Origin of the sequence: Klebsiella sp. WP8-S18-ESBL-06 (genome assembly GCF_014169755.1) — a bacterium.
Classification (GTDB): Bacteria; Pseudomonadota; Gammaproteobacteria; order Enterobacterales; family Enterobacteriaceae; genus Kluyvera; species Kluyvera ascorbata_B.
This window is the reverse complement of the sequence record NZ_AP022256.1, coordinates 844,342-865,691: the sequence shown is the minus strand read 5'-3', so window position 1 is coordinate 865,691 and position 21,350 is coordinate 844,342. Positions and strand designations below refer to the sequence as shown.

Here is a 21,350-nt window from a genome sequence, read left to right as displayed (position 1 = left end):
TAAATTAAAATAGGCCAGCTAATATAACATATGAGGTTTATGATGGCTGGCCAGTATGAAAAAGCAATAACGATAAAACAAGCGATAGATTCAATTAATTTACGCCACTATCTTCTGCCTGCAATTCAGAGGAAGTTCGTCTGGAGCAGCAGGCAGATATGTCTGCTGTTTGATTCCATCATGCGAGACTACCCGATAAACTCTTTCATGATGTGGGATATCCGTAGTGCCAGTATTAAAAATGATTACAAATTCTATGAATTCCTGAAAGAATACTGTCAGCGATTTAATGAAGAAAACCCCTGCGTAGCAACAAATGCTGGATTTCATGATTTCAAGGCGGTGATTGATGGTCAGCAGCGTCTCACATCATTATATATTGGATTGTGTGGAACGTATGCGTATAAACAGCCCCGGGTGTGGTGGCCTTCGGCACAGGATGATCGCATCCTGCCGCCAAGAAAGCTTTACGTCGATTTAACAGCGCCACTTAATTCAGACGATGAGCTCATGATGAAGTATAACTTCAGGTTCCTGACCGACAAGCAATACGCTGATTCACTTACAGACAACAAGCATCACTGGTTCTGCCTGCACGAAATATTCAAATACGAGCAACATGATTCGCCTGATGATATTTTATTTAACGTTGTCGTACCAGAACTCGAAAAAAGAGGACTCATTTCCAGTGAATTTTCCAGAAAAACATTACTGAGACTTTATACAAAAATAAGAACTGAGAACATCATCCACTACTTCAATGAGAGCAGTCAGGACATTGATCATGTGCTGGATGTTTTCATCCGCACGAACAGCGGGGGGACAAAACTTGAGTTCTCCGACTTACTGATGTCAATAGCGGTAGCGCACTGGCAGGGGGATTTCAGAAGAGAACTGGATGAACTGACAAAAAATATTTATCAGAATAATGAAATGGGTTTTTATATTGAAAGAGACTGGTTCTTAAAAACCAGCCTGATGCTTATTGACTCTGACGTCCGGTTCAAAGTAAAAAACTTCACTTCAGAGGAGGTCGGTAAGATACAACAACAATGGTCTGAAATAAAATCCTGTATCAAGGAGACTTTTATTCTTATCAGGCGATTCGGCATCAATCCACAGTCTTTGATATCTAAAAATGCAGTCATTCCTGTGGTCTACTGGCTTTACAAAAAGCAAACCAGTGGACATCCATTATATACAACGATTAACCTCCTGAATAAAAACCACAATGAACGCTCAGTAATTAGCCAGTGGTTTTACATGGTACTTCTGAAAGGGATCTTTGGAAGCCAGGCCGATGCGCTACTCACGAGCATCAGAGATGTAATGAAAAATAGTCTTTCAGATATTCACTTTCCTCTTGAGAAGATTATTGACAGATATAAAGGCTCGAATAAGGACCTCAGATTTGACGACGAATACATCGAAAGCCTTCTCGATATCAGATATGGCGAAGGTCGTTGCCGCGCACTATTGCATCTTCTGTTCCCTGAAATGAATCCGACCGAGGTGTTTCATATTGATCACCTTCACCCAAGAAATCATTTTTCAAAGAAATATCTTGAAAAACTAGATTATATTGCGAATTCACCGGAGAAGCTCAGCTTTTATGAAAATCCGGAACACTGGGACACCATACCGAATCTTCATTTACTGAATCACTCTCAGAATATAAGTAAACAGGATACATCCCTGAAACAATGGCTATCTCATTCATCAAACAACTATACGCCATCAATGCTGTTAGTTTCAGATGACAATATTGAGTTCAGTCGCTTCCCGGAGTTCTACAATGAGCGAAGAAACGCCCTGAAGCAAAGACTACTGAATCGGGTATTTCTTACAACAAAAATAGATTCATCACCATCCACAATGGATACGGATGAAGAAATTCTCACCGACTGAACGTTCAGCCCCGATAGTATTGGGGCTTCAGTATTTATCGTCAGCACGACGTTTCTACTGGCCTGACTGAAAGAGTGTTGGCTACACAACCGGGCAAACGAACTCTCAGTGCAACGTATGACATACAAAGCCTGTCATCCATATGAAATTGCGATAAAATCGGGCCAATAGCAGTACTTAAGAATCATACAACAGGATACAAAATGACAAGCCTTCAGCAGCGTGCAGAGCTACACCGTCAAATCTGGGCCATTGCCAATGATGTCAGAGGCTCCGTAGATGGATGGGATTTTAAACAGTATGTACTCGGTGCACTTTTCTACCGCTTCATCAGTGAGAATTTTTCCAGCTACATGGAAGCAGGGGATGAGAGCATACATTATGCAGCGCTTGATGACAGCATCATTACCGATGACATCAAAGACGATGCCATCAGGACTAAAGGCTATTTCATTTACCCGAGCCAGCTGTTCTGCAACGTTGCCGCTAAAGCGAACACCAACGACAGGCTGAATGCTGATTTAAACAGTATCTTCGTCGCTATTGAAAGCTCTGCCTACGGCTATCCGTCCGAGGCCGACATCAAAGGCCTCTTTGCCGATTTCGATACGACCAGCAATCGACTGGGTAACACCGTCAAAGACAAAAACAGCCGTCTTGCTGCCGTTCTGAAAGGCGTTGAAGGGCTTAACCTGGGGAATTTTAACGAGCACCAGATTGACCTGTTTGGTGATGCCTACGAGTTCCTGATTTCTAACTATGCGGCAAATGCCGGTAAGTCTGGAGGGGAGTTCTTCACACCTCAGCACGTCTCTAAGCTGATTGCTCAGCTTGCGATGCACGGTCAGACTCACGTCAACAAAATCTATGACCCTGCCGCAGGTTCTGGCTCACTACTGCTTCAGGCGAAGAAGCACTTTGATAACCATATCATTGAAGAAGGTTTTTATGGTCAGGAGATAAATCATACAACCTTTAACCTGGCGCGTATGAACATGTTCCTGCACAACATCAACTACGACAAATTTGATATCAGACTGGGAAATACTCTGACTGAGCCTCACTTTGGCGATGAAAAACCGTTTGACGCGATCGTCTCTAACCCACCGTACTCAGTTAAGTGGATTGGCAGCGATGACCCTACACTGATTAACGATGAACGTTTTGCTCCTGCTGGCGTACTGGCCCCGAAATCAAAAGCTGACTTTGCGTTTGTGCTACATGCACTAAACTACCTTTCTGCAAAAGGTCGTGCAGCGATTGTCTGTTTCCCTGGCATTTTTTACCGTGGCGGTGCGGAGCAGAAAATCCGTAAATATCTGGTTGACAGTAATTATGTTGAAACGGTGATTTCACTCGCTCCAAACCTGTTCTTTGGCACCACCATTGCCGTTAACATTCTGGTGCTGTCCAAGCACAAAACAGATACCCGCGTTCAGTTTATTGACGCCAGCGGGTTGTTTAAGAAAGAAACCAATAACAATATCCTGACTGATGCGCACATTAAACAGGTTATGCAAGTATTCGACAGCAAGGCAGACACTGACCATCTGGCGAAAACGGTGCCGCTTGAGGCCGTTGCCGCCAATGACTACAACCTGTCTGTCAGCAGCTATGTCGAAGCGAAAGATACCCGTGAAATAGTTGATATCACCGAACTGAATGCTCAGCTGAAAACTACCGTCAGCAAAATCGACCAGTTGCGTCAGGATATTGATGCGATTGTGGCAGAAATCGAAGGCAGAGAGGCGAAGGCATGAGCGAACTGAGATATCTGGAAAAGCTGCTGGATGGGGCCGAGGTTGAGTGGAGGGCGCTGGGGGATATTGCTGAGTACTCAACGACAAGAATTGATGCGGATAAACTTGATGCAACGTCGTTCACAGGTGTTGATAATCTAGTTGCTGATAAAGGGGGCCGTATTGATGCAAGCTATCTACCCAATACAACTCGTTTAACAGGGTACAAACAAGGAGATATTCTTCTTGGGAACATCCGTCCATACCTAAAGAAAGTATGGCTGGCTACCAATTCTGGTGGGTGTAGTGGTGATGTTCTAGCCGTTTGTATTGCTGAGGACTATAGAAAGCGTATTTGTTCAGAATATCTGTACTATCTGTTGTCGTCGAATTCATTTTTCTCTTACAACATGCAACATGCCAAAGGTGCAAAAATGCCTCGGGGCAGTAAGTCCGCTATTCTGGATTTTCAAGTTCCCATTCCCTGCCCATCCAACCCAGAAAAGTCTCTTGCCATCCAGTCTGAAATCGTCCGGATTCTGGATAAGTTTACTGCACTTACAGCTGAGCTTACAGCTGAGCTTACCATGCGAAAAAAACAGTACAACTACTATCGTGATAAATTGCTGAGTTTTGAAGAGGGTGGGGTTGAGTGGAAGACATTGGGTGAGATTGTGAAGATGCGTGCAGGGCAGCATATTTCGGCGAGAAATATAGTAGATGGGAAAGAAGGAGATTTTGTATATCCTTGTTTTGGCGGAAACGGTATTCGTGGTTACGTTAAAGAAAAAAGTCATGATGGGGAACATCTATTAATAGGGCGACAAGGTGCTCTGTGTGGCAATGTCCAAAGAATGAAAGGTCAGTTCTACGCTACAGAACATGCAGTTGTAGTCTCAGCCATGCAGGGGATTGATATTGACTGGGCATTTCATATGTTAACAACAATGAATCTAAATCAATATGCGTCGAAATCTGCACAGCCGGGTCTTGCTGTGGGGAAATTGCAGGAATTGAAATTATTAGTGCCTTCCATAGAGCGTCAGAAATATATTGCTAAAATGCTGGACAAATTTGACACATTGACGGGTTCAATCACAGAAGGCCTCCCGCGCGAAATCGAGCTGCGCCAGAAACAGTACGAGTACTATCGTGATTTACTGTTTAGCTTCCCGAAACCAGAAACCGCCAGCAACTGACGGACCATTGATACCGGCAGGGTTTGTTCTCACCCGCCCGGTATCAGGCTTTACGAATGCCGGAAGACGCTTCTGATATCCTTCCGGACTTTGCCAGATGACGCACAGGATGCACCATGATACAACAGACACACACCATTGCTGAATCAAATAACTTTATCGTCCTTGATAAATACTCCAAAGTTCAGAATGCTGGCGACAGCTACCAGAGCGAATCGGACCTTGAGCGGGAACTGATTCAGAACCTTCTTAATCAGGGCTATGAGTTTATATCCGTTAAGTCACCGACTGCGATGCTGGCGAATGTGCGGGACCAGCTTCAGCGTCTTAATGGTGTGGTGTTTAACGAAAGTGAATGGCGGCGTTTCGCAGAGCAGTATCTCGACAGCCCCATTGACAGTAGCCTGGACAAAACCCGTAAAATTCATATCGACTATATCTGTGATTTTACGTTTGATGATGGTCGTCTGGAAAACATCTATCTGATAGATAAAAAGAACCTGCTGCGCAATAAGGTGCAGGTCATTCAGCAGTTTGAACAGACCGGCTCACACGCTAACCGTTATGACGTCACCATTCTGGTTAACGGCCTTCCGCTGGTGCAAATCGAACTCAAAAAGCGTGGCGTGGCGATTCGTGAAGCCTTTAACCAGATACACCGTTACAGCAAGGAAAGCTTTAACAGCGATAACTCCCTGTTTAAATACCTGCAACTCTTCGTGATTTCCAACGGGACTGATACCCGGTACTTTGCCAGTACCACTAAACGGGATAAAAATAGCTTTGATTTCACCATGAACTGGGCAAAATCGGATAACACTCTGATTAAGGACCTGAAGGACTTTACCGCCACTTTCTTCCAGAAGCATACTCTGCTGAATGTTCTGTTTAATTACAGCGTGTTTGACAGCAGCCAGACGCTGCTCGTCATGCGCCCCTATCAGATTGCCGCCACCGAGCGCATTCTCTGGAAAATCAACAGCTCTTTTAAAGCGAAGAACTGGTCAAAACCCGAAAGCGGTGGATTTATCTGGCATACCACAGGGTCAGGAAAAACCCTGACCAGCTTTAAGGCCGCACGTCTGGCTACTGAGCTGGACTTTATCGATAAAGTCTTCTTCGTGGTCGACAGGAAAGACCTCGATTACCAGACCATGAAGGAGTATCAGCGCTTCTCTCCGGACAGTGTGAATGGTTCGGATAATACAGCTGGCCTCAGAAGAAACCTGGATAAGGACGATAACAAAATTATCGTCACAACCATTCAGAAACTCAATAACCTGATGAAATCTGAAGCTGACCTGCCCGTCTACCAACAGCAGGTGGTGTTTATCTTTGATGAGTGTCACCGCAGCCAGTTTGGTGAGGCCCAGAAAAACCTCAAAAAGAAATTCAGACGCTTTTATCAGTTTGGTTTTACCGGTACGCCTATTTTCCCCGAAAACGCACTGGGAGCAGAAACCACAACCAGCGTGTTCGGGCGTGAGTTACATTCTTACGTCATTACTGATGCGATTCGTGATGAAAAAGTGCTGAAGTTTAAGGTGGACTATAACGATGTCCGCCCACAGTTTAAGTCTCTTGAAACGGAAACTGATGAGAAAAAACTCAGCGCGGCTGAAAACCACCAGGCCTTTCTGCACCCACTACGTATCCAGGAAATAACGCAATACATTATCAATAACTTCCGTCAGAAAACACACCGAACCTTCCCGGGAGCTAAGGGCTTTAACGCCATGTTAGCAGTTAGCAGCGTGGAAGCGGCAAAAGCTTATTACACGACGTTTAAAATGCTACAGGAAGAAGCGGAGAAGAAATCTGGCAGCTATAAACGCCTTCGGGTTGCAACCATCTTCTCCTTTGCTGCAAATGAAGAGCAAAGCGCCATTGGTGATATTACTGACGAAAGCTTTGATACCAGCGCAATGAACAGCAGCGCAAAGGAATTCCTGGATTCAGCCATTGATGACTATAACAACCACTTTAAAACCAATTTCAGTACCGACAGTAACGGCTTCCAGAACTACTACCGCGATTTAGCTCAACGAGTGAAAAATCAGGATATCGACCTTCTCATCGTGGTGGGAATGTTCTTAACCGGCTTTGATGCCCCGACGCTTAACACTCTTTTCGTTGACAAAAACCTCCGTTATCACGGCCTGATGCAGGCATTTTCCCGCACAAACCGTATCTATGATGCCACCAAAACCTTCGGCAATATCGTGACTTTCAGGGACCTGGAGCGTCCGACCATTGATGCCATCACACTATTTGGCGACAAAAACACCAAGAATGTGGTGCTGGAAAAAAGCTACGAAGAGTACATGCAGGGCTTTACCGATGCGGCAACCGGTGAGGCTAAACGAGGTTTTATGGCTGTTGTTTCGGAGCTGGAGCAGCGCTTCCCTGACCCTGCCAGTATCGACAGTGAAAAAGAGAAAAAAGCCTTCGTCAAACTGTTTGGTGAATATTTGCGGGCAGAAAACATCCTGCAAAACTATGATGAATTTGCCACGCTGAAAGCCCTGCAGAAGGTTGATATTAGTGACCCGGAAGCGGTAGAAACCTTTAAAGCAGAGCACTATGTGGATGATGAAAAATTTGCTGAATTACAAACCATTCGTCTCCCGGCAGAACGTAAAGTTCAGGACTATCGCTCAGCATACAATGATATCCGGGACTGGCAGCGACGCGAAAAAGCAGCAAACGACAGGGATACATCAACCACAGACTGGGATGACGTGGTGTTTGAAATTGACCTGCTTAAGTCGCAGGAGATTAACCTGGACTACATCCTTGGTCTGATTTTCGACCACAATCGTCAGAAAAAAGGTAAAGAAGCCCTGACTGAAGAGGTCAGACGCTTAATCCGCTCAAGTCTGGGCAACCGTGCCAAAGAAGGTCTGATTGTTGACTTTATTCAGCAAACTAACCTTGATGACATGCCGGACAAGGCCAGTATCATTGATGCATTCTTTACCTATGCTCAGCGTGAACAGCAGCGGGAAGCGGAAGCGTTGATTAAGGAAGAAAACCTCAATGAAGAGGCTGCAAGGCGTTACATCCGCACATCACTCAAACGGGAGTATGCTACCGAAAATGGCACTGAGCTAAATGAGACGCTACCAAAGCTCAGTCCGCTGAATCCTCAGTACAAAACGAAAAAGCAGACTGTATTCCAGAAAATTGGGGCGTTTATCGAAAAATTTAAAGGGGTTGGAGGACACCTCTAGTTGCCAGATAAAAGAACAATGCGCCACCGCAATTTATAGGTAAGATTGTATCCTTTAAACTGCGTCAGACCTGTTATGATCGATGAAGCGCTGGTTAATGTTAATGCTAACTGGATGAATTTTTAACGCACATTCAGACAATTAGCGTCCAGAACTTACAGAAACCAGTGCTTGATTTTGGATGGTAAAGTACTGAATGGATGTATCACAGGAGAATACTTATGAGCGTAACTATAAAAGACGATCGACTCAGGACTATCGCGACCTTTGATGGCAAGACCTTGAAAGATGATCGACTGAGGACCATCGCGACGTTTGATGGTAAAGCCCTGAAAGACGACCGACTCCGCACCATCGCTACCTTTGACGGTAAAACCCTTAAAGACGACCGACTCCGCACCATCGCAACATTTGATGGGAAGACCTTGAAAGACGATCGACTCCGCACCATCGCAACTTTTGATGGTAAAACAGGCTTTGTTGAATAAATCGAACTTTTGCTGAGTTGAAGGATCAGATCACGTATCTTCCCGACAACGCAGACCGTTCCGTGGCAAAGCAAAAGTTCAAAATCACCAACTGGCCCACCTACAATAAAGCCCTCATCAACCGTGGCTCCATAACTTTCTGGCTGGATGATGAAGCTATTCAGGCCTGGTATGAGTCAGCAACACCTTCTTCACGAGGCAGACCTCAGCGCTATTCTGACCTTGCCATCACGACTGTGCTGGTCATTAAACGCGTATTCAGGCTGACCCTGCGGGCTGCGCAGGGCTTTATTGATTCCATTTTTTCTCTGATGAACGTTCCGCTACGCTGCCCGGATTACAGCTGTGTCAGCAGGCGGGCAAAGTCGGTTAATGTCAGTTTCAAAACGCCCACCCGGGGTGAAATCGCACACCTGGTAATTGATTCCACCGGGCTGAAGGTCTTCGGTGAAGGCGAGTGGAAAGTCAAAAAGCATGGCCAGGAACGCCGCCGTATCTGGCGTAAGCTGCATCTGGCCGTTGACAGTAAAACACATGAAATCATCTGCGCTGACCTGTCGCTGAACAACGTTACGGACTCAGAGGCCTTCCCCGGGTTAATCCGGCAAACCCACCGGAAAATCAGGTCAGCCGCCGCCGATGGCGCTTACGATACCCGGCTATGTCACGATGAACTGCGGCGTAAGAAAATCAGCGCGCTTATCCCTCCCCGAAAAGGTGCGGGTTACTGGCCCGGTGAATATGCAGACCGTAACCGTGCAGTGGCTAATCAGCGAATGACCGGGAGTAATGCGCGGTGGAAATGGACAACAGATTACAACCGTCGCTCGATAGCGGAAACGGCGATGTACCGGGTAAAACAGCTGTTCGGGGGTTCACTGACACTGCGTGACTACGATGGTCAGGTTGCAGAGGCTATGGCCCTGGTACGAGCGCTGAACAAAATGACGAAAGCAGGTATGCCTGAAAGCGTGCGTATTGCCTGAAAACACAACCCGCTACGGGGGAGACTTACCCGAAATCTGATTTATTCAACAAAGCCGGTAAAACACTTAAAGACGACCGACTCAGAACCATCGCGACAGTTAATGGTAATGTCAGTATTATTGTTTTGGCGTTTGCTGCTCGGCTATTTTGAGGTTTAACATTTATGATATTGTCTTTTTATTTTTACATCAAAAAAATACCGAAGCCCATAGTTTATTTAAACGATAGATTTTATTGCAAGACTATCTTCGGCAGATAACTGTCATCTGAGAAAAATTCGTGACCATGATGATAGTTCCGCCCCGACTCATCGGGGCAATGACATTGACATAAATTAAGCTGGCTTGATTGACAATATTTGCTGATATAATGGTGAGCGAGAAGCATAAGGTACTCGGCCTGAAGGGACATATACTGATGCTGGCTCAAGGTGGACATCTTGATCATCAAAAAATATATGAGGATTGAAAGCTTTAAGTATTTTTGTTTTCTCGACCCCACCTAGAAAGAATGCCTCATCAACATTTATCCCCCAAGCTCTTAATGTTTTTATAACTCGTAGCTCGGATGGGCTATTTCTTGCTGTAACAAGAGCAATTCTTATCGGTGAATAATCAACTCTTGCAGGTAATCGGTCTTGTAATCTCGCTATTTTTTTTAGCAGCATTGCATAAGGACCTTCCGCCAAAGGTTCATTTTGCTTGGCATTTTCTTGTGCATGGAAACTGTTAATTCCTTTCGTTTTATAGACAATCTCACTCGACTCATCGAATAAGACAGCATCACCATCAAAGGCAATTCTTACCTGATCTTGCGGATATTTTATAGATTCTTTTGGCGGTTCCTTTAAAATAGCAACTGCACAGGCATTAGAGTCGATAACGCGCTGTGCATCATCAATACTGGTTGTAAGAAAGAGATCCACATTGAAAGCCTCGAGATAGTCAACCACCGTTTCACCACCTGTGAATACTGACCTTGTTATATCTACTCCTTTTTTTCTTATATTGTTCAGTATCATAAGTCCTGTATCAGGACTATTTCTTGACATAACCACTACTTCAACAAGAGGAGATTTATCAGCTTCTTTTTTATACTTATTTAGCCCCAGCAAAGCCTCTACCAAGGGAAATCCAGTTCCAGGAAGCAACTCATCATTCTCATGCAAAAGCATGTAGTCTCTGTATTGCTCAATTGCTTTTTCTGGATTGCTGGAACAGAATTCCTTAAAAAGATTATCTGATTCCTGCATATTGAAAAGTGCTGTTGAACTTATACCAATGACCAGAGTATTAGTCAAATCATAAGCCATAACTATCTCCTAAGACCTTTATTAGTTAACGTTTACAATTGATTAAGAGAAAAAACCTATTCATATTCAATACCCCATTCGTTTATTTTAAGTTTTTTATTTAACGAGAATTGGTTTATCAAATCAATATATTCTTTAAAGTCTGGATTCAATTCAATAAGACGATTAATAGTTTGCCAATCTAAACTTATTTTTTCTTTTGCTTGAAGAAGAATCTGACTTTCAGACGGATTATGTACATCGAGGAGGATAACGCCAATACCATGTGCCGCATTCAGAACAGTTAACTCATCAATACAGTTATTCTCAATGCTTGCAGCTACAAGATAGCCATAGTGAGACCATGATGAGTTAGAAACGGTCTGAAAGTATGCCTCTCTAACGTTCGAAATAACTAAAGATTTTTTTACTTCAAAAGACCAAAGAAAAGCACGTTTACCACCAAGAATTGAAACCGCATCCTTAGTCAAGGACGACCAATTATGACCAATATCCTGGACCCCTATAACATCTGGATGTACCCACTTATTACTCTTGAAGGCTCCCTTTTTGGATTTCTTTTCATCTACACGACGAACAAGCACATTTAATGAACTCGAAGTATACTCGCTTAGAAGAGGATATAATTCATGCTCAGAATAAAATTCGCCATGGGGATCAGAAACGTCAGCATCATCCGTGACAAAGATATCTTTATTTAATTGTATGCCCTTTGCCTCATCATCTGACCAAAGATACTTTCTAGGTTTTCCTGCCGTCACATTAATATGAGCATTTCTCTTAACCAGCGAAGGTCTTTGGGCGCCTATCTCTGCCGCTACCTGGGAGATTAGGTCTTCAACACTCGAAAGATGTTCTGATGAAGCAAGTTTCTTTTCTGCGTATTCAGGAAAGCTTTCGCAAACTTTGATTGCCAATTGCCTGGCGGTAAACGGAACATTAGGGCTTGCCTTAAGTACGAACAAAGTCATACCAATCAATGTTTTAGTTTTATGACTAACAAGAAAATCTGAGTCAGCTTTTATTTTGTTCACACCCTATCCTTTTGTGCTTCAACGAGACCAAGAGCCTGGAACAACAGAACTCTTCTTTATTCTCTCCAACTATATCAAAATTGCTCCACGTAGTAGTAACCTTAGTTACTGTAATTGCTTTAAGTGAGGTTTACCGTGACTATCTCGAACTTTCAATATGTTCACGATCTAGCCAATGTCATGAAACATCAAGAGCTTTCGAAGAAAACAAACTTATCTTAGTAAACCTTAACCTGAGGACGTCAGCTGTTGCAGCTCATAACAACCAGAATCAGCCCAGAAATCTCTGAAGAGCTAATTGCTTTAGCTTGCTCATTATGAAGTTCTCTCACCTAATGCAATATAGTTGAGAACTGGGATACGAAGATGGGCCATCTTAAACCAAGGCAATTTGATGGTAGGATTATGGTAGCTTCGAAACGCCGTATTTAAGCAATACTTAAGTCATGAAGAACCAAACTTAAACATTTTTCTCAAGGTAAACCAGTAAAAAACTGTTAGTGCTGATGGATCGTTTGGTCTTTTTTGAAGGGATTGAAAATCCCCGTGTCCTTGGTTCGATTCCGAGTCCGGGCACCACTATTTAAAGAACCCAGCCTATGGCTGGGTTTTTGCTTTTCAGGGTTTAATCCCCCAAATGACCTGCACAATAACGGCACTATTTGAGGTCGTCTGAACGCTGGCTTTCGCCCAGCAACCGCGCATGGGCATACTCACCGCTCGCAAACGCACGGTATTCATCTTTCTTTACAGGCACAAACAGCGCGTATATCAAAAAGGGAACACGATCCCATCACGATCGTGTTCCCTCGCCGCCCAAACCTTCCCGCCCCTTGCCAGGGAAGTTACCCTAATCTACTGATAAACAAACGTCACCCCAATAATTGACTGCACGTTGCCCGCCGTCACCTGGCCGCTGGTTCGCGCGTAGTTAGCCGTCAGGCCCAGGCTGACCGCCGACGTGCTGACCGTACCAAGCGACACCGTGCTATTGGTTGGAACAATGTTACCGTTGCGGGTGAGCTGCACGCCAATGCCCTGCGCCGGAGAGGCGGTCGCGGTATTGGTAAAAATCGAGTTGGCGGAGTCCGCCGTTGTCCCCGTGAGGTAATAGGCCAGCTTCTGGCTCTGCGCACAGTACACCGTCAGCGGAATCGCCGTTGAGCCCGGGTAGTCGGGCAGCGTAACCGTCACGTTACGCGCAGAAACGTCGCAGCCGCCCGTGGGCACCACCACATTATTTTTGGCGTAAATGTTCTAGACGAACTGGAAGTCATCGCCGTTTTTGTTGTTGGTCTGACGCAGGATCAGAATCGCGATCAGCGTCCCGGAGGTGATCGCCACGCCGCCCGCAGAGCTAATCGGCGTCAGGTACAGAACGGTTGGCCACGGCTGATCGGTTCTCGAGTTGTAGATAATGCGCGAGGTTTCACTGGTGGTCGGAAACGGATAGTTGCTGCCGTTGTACTTCACGGTGCCAGAGAAGCTCGACAACACGCCGCCGTAGGCCGATCCGCGCTGGAGGGTGACGTAGTCAGTGATGGTCTCCGGGTAGTCGTTATGGCAAAAGATCTGCGTGGAGAGATCGACCACCAGGTTTTGCCCGACGTTCACCGCGGGCGCAAGGTCGACGTAAACGTCAGCGCTGCCGCCACCGATAGGGATCGTCGCCCCGCTGGCGGTCTTACAGGCAAACGACCAGGCATTCACAGACCAAACGGCCAGCAGCAGCGTCGTCAGCAGGGTTATCGCTTTTTTCATGACTCTCTTCTCCTGGTCAGGCGTAGGTATAGGTAACGTTAATCACCGCCTGGATAGTTCCCTGGGTGGCACCGCCGTTTACCGACAGCGCCCTCACCTGCAGCGGAAAACGCGCGGACTGTGATGACTCATCCACCTGCACTGCCGTACTGGTCCCGGTATTCAACGTATTGCCTCCGTTATCCTGTAGCTCAAGCTGGATGTTACGGGCGGTACCCTGATTCTGGTAATAGCCGGTGGCATCAGCGGTGCCGCTGAAACTGGCGGTTACCCGCGACGTTCCCACCGGACAGTTGCTCAGCTCCAGCGCGACGCTGTGCCAGGCGGAGGACGATCCCGCCGACATTAAACTGAAGGTATACAAATCGCCGAGCTCAACGGCCGCATTGCTGGTTGAAACCGTACACGGTTTCGCCACCACTTTACCGTTGACGGTAATGGTCACATCGGCGGCCAACAGCGTTGGAGAAGCCGTCACCAGCGATACCGCCAGCAGCCAGCTGTAACAGGTGCGTTTCATCAGCGCCTCCGCTTACTGAAATTCAAGAGTGAACGTCGCCGTGGCATTCACGTGGCCCGGCGTAATCGGGAGCTGCGTGGCCATCAGGCGGGCATAAAAGTTCAGCGTATTGGTCTGGCCGGGGGTCAGCGTGGTCCAGGCAATCGCAGAAGACGCCGCATTAAGCGGCAGCGTGGTCTGCTGCCCATCGAGGATTTCAATCCCCATCCCCGCCGCGGCTGATGTTCCACCATCCACCTTCAACAACCGGGTGTTTTCAGCGTCGGCTACCCCAACAAAACCCACCTTCACCGCGCTCACCGCGCCGCCGCAGGGGGAAAGCACAATGCGAAACGGAACGGCTGGCGTGGTCGCACCTAGCGTGCTGAACTGCTTAGCCGCGTTGTTCATCAGGTCGACGGTAAAGTCTTTGGATTCACCGGCGACGGCGCAGCCGTTATCCCTGACGTTGCCGCTGATGGTGATCGTGCTATCGGCGGCATACGCGTTCGCAGCGGCCAGCGCGAAAATGGCGCTCAGCCAGTACTGGGGTTTCCTCATCTTCCTTTCCTTAGCGGCACACGGCCGATAGCTGAACCAACGGCTGCTGCTGACTATCGGCCGGCAGGCGGTAGTCCGCCGTGCAGCTGCCGTTCGCACCGTCACCCCATTTGACCCGTACCTTTCCGGCAAGCGGCATCCCGCTCAGGTACACAAGGCCGTTATCGGCGACGATGCTACCGTTCTGGTTGCTGTCTGAAGTCACCATCGCGCCAAACGGCACGGCTTTACCGTCGTAGGTGAGCGTCATCAGCAGCTTCATACCGACATGGGTTTTAAATTCCGCGCGGACAATCGCGCCATGAGTCGGCACAACGCTGACCACCGCATCGTCCAGATCGACGTTATCCGCCAGCGAGTTGGTATCCAGCGCCACGCGGTTTTCCCGGTATTCAGTGGCGTACGGCAGCACCGCATAGCCACGCCAGTCGGTACGTACCCCGGTCTGATTTTCCACTTTTGTGCCTTCCGCACCCGGGGCGCGAATCAGCACGACGGTGTCGTTCAGCGGCTGGCTCAGCGTAATCCCATTGGCGTGAGCCAGTACGCCGCCACTCATGCCGTAATAGAGCTGTTTGATGCCGTCGCTGCGGCTGTAGCCGACGTTGGCGTTGCCGTAGCCGCCGCGATAGTTCAACGAGGCGTAGCCGGTGCTGCCGCTGCTGCTATCCCCGCCGCCCGCATAGCCGGTCTGCACGCTGTAGCTCAGGTTATTCCCCTCCAGCATCGTGCCGTACAGCCCAGCGAGGTTGCTCATTCGCCCATTAAGATCGTCCGACATGCTGTAGCTAGCGCTGGCGTGCCGCCAGGCGGACTGGCTGTCTGAACGCAGCCAGTGGCTGAACGGAATATTGACGTTAATCGCCAGCATCTGATCCCGGCCTTCCTGCCAGGCGTTTTTAGTGAGGCTGTAGCTCAGCGTCCAGTTGATGTCGTTAACCGCCGTGTTCAGGCCAACCTGAAACTGTTCATCCGCATTGCCGGTTCCCCAGTAGGTCTGGTGGCTGCCGCTCACATAAAGCGTGGAGGTACGCCCCAACTGCTGGGTGATGCTCGCCTGTAACCTGCCGCGTTTGCTGTAGGCCAGGTTGTAATAGTCGGTGAATTTTGGCTTCACGTAGACCGGACCATCTTCGGTTTCAACGCTGTGGCCGCTCATCCGCTGATAGGTGGTATCCGCGAAGCTATAGTAGCCACGGGTGGAATAACGGTAGCCCACCAGCTGGATATTGGTGCCCAGATCGCTGAGCGATTTGTTGTACAGAAAACGAATCGATTGACCCTGCTGTCGGCTGTCGTCGGGCAGCGTGGCGTTCGCCTGGGTGATATCCACCGACAGCGCGCCCAGATCGCCCATGTTTTTACCGACCCCGACGTTAACGGCGCGATAGCGGTCCGCCAGCTGGGTGCCGCCATACAGCGTCCATCCTGCCGCCATCCCGTGCAGTATCGTGCTTTGAAAAAACGTCGGCTCTTCCTGCTGATCGTTGCCGCTGCGATATTCCCCGGCGGTCAGGGCATAGCGCGTGTGGCCTTCACGCTGTAGCACCGGCACCGAAGAGTACGGCACGCTGAAATTCTGGCTGCTGCCATCCGCTTCCTTAATGGTGACCTGCAGGTCACCGCCGTTGCCTGCGGCATAGAGATCGTTAATGGTGAAAGGGCCAGGCGGCACCGTGCTGTGGTAAATCTCATAGCCGTTTTGTTTGATAGACACCTGCGCCGTGCCGCGGGCAATACCGTGGATAACCGGCGCAAAGCCTTTCTGGCTATCCGGCAGCATATTGTCATCAGAAGCCAGCTGTGCACCGCGGAAGTTAATGCCGTCGAAAATGTCGCCGTTGGTATAGCTGTCGCCAAGCGTCAAACGCGAGCGCAGCGCTCGAATATCGCGCTCAACCCAGGTGTTAATGTGCTGCCATTTGTTCTGGTTGCTCGAACCGCTGCCGCCGCTGCTGTAGCTCCAGGTACTGTTGTCGCGCAGCCGCCACGCGCCCGCGTTAAGCCCGCTTTGCAGGTTTAAATAGGCGTACTGGCTGCTGCCACCAACCGTGTTATGCACGTTATTGCCGGTAAAGTTGTAGTTCAACAACCCGGCGGTAATCCCGTCATCCCACTGCTCCGGCGGAATATAGCCGCGCGCACGGTTGCCCATAAAGGCCTGCGGAATGGTCAGATACAGCCGCTGCTGGCCTACGTCCAGGCGCTGAGTCGCATCTTTAATCGTTTCGGCCAGCGGCACGCAGGCATCGGGCGCCAGCGCGCTCATGCCGCCGACCGCCGCGGTATTCAGCCCCATAGCGGCCAGTTGGCTGCGCGTCAGGCAGGCAAGCAGCCCCTGGCCGTGTTCGCCGGCGTTGAACGTCACATCACGGGTCGTAATGTAGCCATCGTTCAGGTAGATATCGACGCGGTAGGTCCCCGGCGGCAGTTCCTGCCCCTTCTCAAAACCGGAGAGATCCGCTACTGCGGCAGGATCGTCGGCCAGAAAACGGGGGTTAAAATACAGCTCCGCCTGGGCGAAAAAAGTCGGTGACGCCAGCATAATAGCCACCGGAAGCCGCGCAAGCGCGCTGACCGAGCGTGACGCCAGCTGTCGCAAGCGACGGGCCTCCAAATGGTCGAGGCCAAATTTCAGATATGGCATAGTCCCTCCGGTTCGACATCGCCCGGCCGTCAGTTATTATTCTGTTCTGGGAAAACGAAGACGCTCTCGCGGCTTATCGCATCGCGCCGATCATGCGCGGCGTCAGTGCGCCATAGTCATTAATAGTTCGGTAGGTAATCTCACCACCTGCATCTGCCGGTATTTTGACCCGTGTTTCCCCCATTGGCGGCACCAGCGCATTTTCCAGCACCCGCGTTCCGGCATTCAAATCGGTCACCGTCAGGTAGTAAGGCGTGGGGTTGATAAGCGTCAGCGTGCCGGCATCGCGGCGAAACGTCAGTTTTTCCGCAGCCTGCTCCGGCGGCATAGCCAGTTTGGCCGGTCGGTAATAGAGCTTTATACGGCTGATAATCGCCAGCTGCAGCGTGTTATCGCTGAGTTTTGATTTATCCATCGCCGGAATGGCCTTCACGTTCATCCAGAACAGGCTCTCACGGTCCTGCGGTAGCTGATTATTCGTGGCATCAAGAATGCGCAGGGTGTTCTCTTTTTTACCCTGCATGGCAAACAGCGGCGGCGTAACGACAAAGCGTCCGTCTTTCGCGCCAGCGGCGTTTTCCACCCATGACTGGATCAGATACGTGCTGCTATCGTCGGTGTTGGTTACCGCCAGCGGCACCTGCTTCTGCCCCGCCGGGTAGATGACCCGAGTGGCGCCCAGCGCAACGCCGGCCTGCGCACGGGAAACCAGCCCGTTTGCGGCCATCAGCAGCGCCGCCACCAGCAGGCCACGCATCATCAACGTTATTTTCATGTTTACCCTTGTTGTACTCACCGTCATATCCTGTATTCGGTTAATTACTCGTAGGTCAGAGCGAACCAGGCCTGTGCGTTGGCCGTGCCCCCCACAACCTGACGATCGGTCGAGCGATATTTCGCCACAAAATGCAGCGTCGTCGGTCCGTCGTTGAGTTTGGTCCAGCGAACCGGAGCCTGATTGAGCGGGATGGAGCCGCCCTGGTCATCAAACAGCGCAATGCCAATACCGGTGGCGATCCCCGCGCCCTCACCTACCGAGAGAATGTTGGGATCTTTACCGTCGGCGACGCCCTGAAACGACACGCCCACGCGCTGGCTGACTTCCGTACTGCAATCTTCCAGATGAATATCAAACGCAATCGGCCTGGATTCTTCACCTACGGCGTGAAAACGATGACTGCTGATTTGCCCCATGGTCACCGTCATCATGCGGTCACTTGCCGCGACGCTACAGGCTTCGGCGATAACAACGCCCTGAAACCGCATACTTCCGCCAGGCAGCGTGACGTTCCAGCGATTCCCGGCCAGGGTGACGGTAGGCAGCAGAAAAATCAGCAGTCCCCATTTCATCCATTGCATGGTTATCACCTCTGTTCCTTTACCAATAGCGAGCCATCCTGGCCCGGTCAGCATCCCTGCTTTAGGGATTACTCGTACTGCACTTTGAAGGTTGCGTCGGCGTTCGCGGTACCGGCCGTTGCCGCACCGGTCGCGTAGTAGCGCGCCTGGAACGGAATGACGTTGGTGCCGTCGTTCAGCGTGGTCGCGTTGCTGAAGGTTGCGCCATCCAGCGCCAGCGGCGTACCTTTGTTATCCAGGATCTGCACGCCTACGTTGGTCGCGCCGCCGGAAGCGGAGCCCTGCAGAGCCAGCACGGTGGTATTGGTGGTATCAATCGCCGTACCGGAGAAGGCAACGGACGCCTTGGTCGATACGTTGGTATCACAGTCGTTCAACTGGATGTTGAAACCGACCGCCGAGCTGGTGCTGCCCGCCGTTGCCAGTTTTGCTGAACGCACCTGACCCATCTGTACGGTCTGATCAACAGAGCCCGCATCGACGGCGCAGGCCGCGTTAACCACTTCCCCTTTAAAATGAACGGTGCCGCCGTTAACGGTGGTAGTATCTGCCGCCAGCGCAGCCGCTGAACTCAGAGACAGCGCAGAAATAATTACCAGCGCAACTTTATGAAAGCCCATAAAACCTACTCCTTATTAATTGAGAATATTATTCTCAGCGTGTTACAAACAACGATGAAGGCGGGCACCAAAGGCTCCACCTGACGTACTAAATTTATTTATGTAAAAACGACTCGTTCCCAACAATAGGCATGATTATCCGGATGGCTGCAATAGCGCTACCATCGAGGGTTTAGCTTTGATATATCCAGATAAAACGAGATTGTCGCGGCACTATTCCCACGCAGACCAAACATCTTTTTGGTCTTCTGCCTCAAATAATAAATATGCTTTTCGCTGAGCCCTGCCAGTTTATTTATTTGTGAGACGGAATACCCTTCGCAGAGATAGCGAAAGACAATCATCTCTTGTTCAGAGAAACCTCTCTGGTCAAAAATAGTTTTACTCGCCTTATACAGACATGAGTAAAGCTATGAAAAGCTAATCTTTTCAGAGACTAGCCAAGGAAACGGCCCCTGAAAAGCATAGCTGGAGGAAACATCCATCTTGTATAACAGTATAATTCGGCAATGAGACGTAGACGAAGCCAATAAGCCGAGTATCCGATGTCGCTCAACGATATCAGAAATATAAACAATAAAAATGTCGCTGATCGAGGTGCGTAAATAGCACTTCGACCGCAGCTGCCAGGAGTGGATTGTCGAAACGTTACCATCCTGAATAACTTCGTCGTCTTGCAATGCCAAAAGAAAAAAACTGTTATCCGAGATAATACACTGCCTCATATATTACCCCAACGACCATGTCCGAATTTTTTATTTAGTATCCATAATTCCTGATTCTAAAACTGAGTTACCTAAACTTCGGTTTAATTATATACACAGCCAATATATATCGTCAAAAACGATCAATTCATTATTATTGATAGATATCATCAATTGATTTTATGAATATAGATCGCCCTAATCGATCAATTGCTTAATAAAAACAAGAAGATCAATGAAATAGAGAATTTGTTTTTAGGATTTTTCTAAGAATAAGAAGTTATACGTATTGATATACGCCACGCACAAATTGTAATTTTATGTAAAATTTATATCCTGATGCGCAATTTAACTTAATTTTTACAAACATATAAATTGATCTAGATCAATTAACGCCATTTAAACAAAAATACCATAATTGATTCGCAAGGGATTCGCGCTGCAGAATTTACCCCTGAAAGCGTATCTATTACGACAGCTAACTACCTGATAAAGAGTATAGACGTCGTTTTACGACCTGGATAAACGCGTGCAGGCTCGCGTGGCGATGCGGGAATAACAAAGAGGGGGGTTACAATCTAATAACAGAAATGACCAGGCATAGCGTCCCATGATAAACGCCACGCCTGAAGAAACGATTAGCGCAGTTGTTGCAGCACCTCGCCGGCCAGCGATTCCGGGTTGGCAAATCCTGCGCCTACCCGATGCGTCAGCAGTTTCGAACCGTACTGGCGGGTGATTTGCGGCAGACAGGCATCATGAAACGCCTTAAGATCGGCAAAGTAGTCCAGCGAATACTGGCTTTCTCCGGGTCGACCTCTTGCCCGGCAGGCATCAAAGCAGGCCCTTGCATCACGGTCGATGTACACCACCAGATCGATCGGCGGGTAACACTTAAGATAATGCTTAATTTGATAAAAGTAGGACATATAGCGGGCCGACGGTTGCTCGGTGGTCAGAAAATTCGCGTGGCAGAACACAATATCGCTAAATAGCGAACGCTCAATCACATAATTTCCCTCCGCAATATTGCTCAACAGCGCCTGGCGGCTGCGAGTGATATATAGCTGAAAAGCCACCCGGGCATCCGCATCATTGGGGCTTTCCACAAAAAGCTGAAGCAGTTCCAGAAATACCGGGTCTTCATCGACAGGCTCCCGAACAACCGTCCAGACGCTACCCGTCTGTTTCGACAGCGCCTGGGCCAGCGGTTCAAGCAGCGTGGTTTTTCCTGCGGCGATATTCGCCTCAATGGCAACAATCTGCATTGCACTATCCTTAGGCAGGCTCCCCCTCTTT

15 protein-coding genes and 1 pseudogene are annotated in these 21,350 nt (G+C 48.7%); 6 read left to right on the top strand and 10 right to left on the bottom strand.

Translation table 11 applies throughout. The features are described 5' to 3' along the window. Window positions 1-39: 39 nt before the first annotated feature. The 6 genes from H7R76_RS04180 (at window position 40) to H7R76_RS04155 (ending at window position 9,553) form a co-directional block, all read left to right on the top strand. Window positions 40-1,908: a DUF262 domain-containing protein gene (locus H7R76_RS04180; protein ID WP_227673928.1), complete on the top strand. Its 1,869-nt coding sequence runs from the start codon at window positions 40-42 to the stop codon at window positions 1,906-1,908. 203 nt (window positions 1,909-2,111) lie between these two features. After that, window positions 2,112-3,668 (top strand): type I restriction-modification system subunit M, encoded by a 1,557-nt coding sequence (locus H7R76_RS04175; RefSeq protein WP_182966431.1) that lies wholly within the window; start codon window positions 2,112-2,114, stop codon window positions 3,666-3,668. Then, window positions 3,665-4,846, top strand: coding sequence for a restriction endonuclease subunit S (locus H7R76_RS04170; protein ID WP_182967031.1), 1,182 nt, complete (start codon window positions 3,665-3,667; stop codon window positions 4,844-4,846). Before H7R76_RS04175 ends, H7R76_RS04170 begins: the two co-directional genes overlap by 4 nt. 116 nt (window positions 4,847-4,962) lie before the next feature. Next, entirely contained in the window at window positions 4,963-8,079 is a 3,117-nt protein-coding gene (locus tag H7R76_RS04165) for an HsdR family type I site-specific deoxyribonuclease (protein WP_182966433.1), read from the top strand. Window positions 8,080-8,300: 221 nt separating this feature from the next. After that, entirely contained in the window at window positions 8,301-8,567 is a 267-nt protein-coding gene (locus H7R76_RS04160; protein ID WP_227673930.1) for a hypothetical protein, read from the top strand. A 17-nt stretch (window positions 8,568-8,584) separates the two neighbouring features. Next, the gene (locus H7R76_RS04155) at window positions 8,585-9,553 is read left to right on the top strand and encodes an IS5-like element IS903B family transposase (protein ID WP_000654812.1); all 969 of its coding nucleotides are present in this window, start codon (window positions 8,585-8,587) and stop codon (window positions 9,551-9,553) included. A 335-nt stretch (window positions 9,554-9,888) separates the two neighbouring features. On the opposite strand, the gene H7R76_RS04150 is transcribed toward H7R76_RS04155, so the two are convergent. The 10 genes and pseudogenes from H7R76_RS04150 to H7R76_RS04105 all read right to left on the bottom strand — a co-directional run bounded on the left by H7R76_RS04150 (window position 9,889) and on the right by H7R76_RS04105 (window position 21,319). After that, complete coding sequence (locus tag H7R76_RS04150; protein WP_021544648.1) at window positions 9,889-10,866, bottom strand: 5'-nucleotidase; 978 nt, start codon at window positions 10,864-10,866, stop codon at window positions 9,889-9,891. A gap of 56 nt (window positions 10,867-10,922) precedes the next feature. Then, entirely contained in the window at window positions 10,923-11,900 is a 978-nt protein-coding gene (locus H7R76_RS04145; RefSeq protein WP_001033549.1) for a hypothetical protein, read from the bottom strand. Window positions 11,901-12,755: 855 nt separating this feature from the next. Next, window positions 12,756-13,661 (bottom strand): annotated as a pseudogene (locus H7R76_RS04140) (fimbrial protein). A gap of 16 nt (window positions 13,662-13,677) precedes the next feature. Then, on the bottom strand, window positions 13,678-14,181 hold the full coding sequence (gene fimG, locus H7R76_RS04135; protein WP_106929749.1) for a type 1 fimbrial minor subunit FimG: 504 nt from the start codon (window positions 14,179-14,181) through the stop codon (window positions 13,678-13,680). 12 nt (window positions 14,182-14,193) lie between these two features. Next, window positions 14,194-14,721 carry a type 1 fimbrial adaptor subunit FimF gene (fimF, locus tag H7R76_RS04130; RefSeq protein WP_182967029.1) on the bottom strand — a complete coding sequence of 176 codons (528 nt, stop codon included), beginning with the start codon at window positions 14,719-14,721 and terminating at the stop codon, window positions 14,194-14,196. A 10-nt stretch (window positions 14,722-14,731) separates the two neighbouring features. Continuing rightward, the gene (locus H7R76_RS04125; RefSeq protein ID WP_182930027.1) at window positions 14,732-17,368 is read right to left on the bottom strand and encodes a fimbrial biogenesis usher protein; all 2,637 of its coding nucleotides are present in this window, start codon (window positions 17,366-17,368) and stop codon (window positions 14,732-14,734) included. Between the two features lie 73 nt (window positions 17,369-17,441). Next, a complete protein-coding gene (locus H7R76_RS04120; RefSeq protein ID WP_413774305.1) occupies window positions 17,442-18,143 on the bottom strand; it encodes a fimbria/pilus periplasmic chaperone in 702 nt (233 codons plus the stop codon). A gap of 44 nt (window positions 18,144-18,187) precedes the next feature. Continuing rightward, window positions 18,188-18,727 carry a type 1 fimbrial minor subunit FimI gene (gene fimI, locus H7R76_RS04115; RefSeq protein ID WP_106929743.1) on the bottom strand — a complete coding sequence of 180 codons (540 nt, stop codon included), beginning with the start codon at window positions 18,725-18,727 and terminating at the stop codon, window positions 18,188-18,190. 68 nt (window positions 18,728-18,795) lie between these two features. Beyond that, window positions 18,796-19,347 carry a type 1 fimbrial major subunit FimA gene (fimA, locus tag H7R76_RS04110; protein ID WP_106929741.1) on the bottom strand — a complete coding sequence of 184 codons (552 nt, stop codon included), beginning with the start codon at window positions 19,345-19,347 and terminating at the stop codon, window positions 18,796-18,798. 1,342 nt (window positions 19,348-20,689) lie between these two features. After that, a complete protein-coding gene (locus H7R76_RS04105; RefSeq protein ID WP_106929737.1) occupies window positions 20,690-21,319 on the bottom strand; it encodes a deoxynucleoside kinase in 630 nt (209 codons plus the stop codon). Window positions 21,320-21,350: the final 31 nt, after the last annotated feature.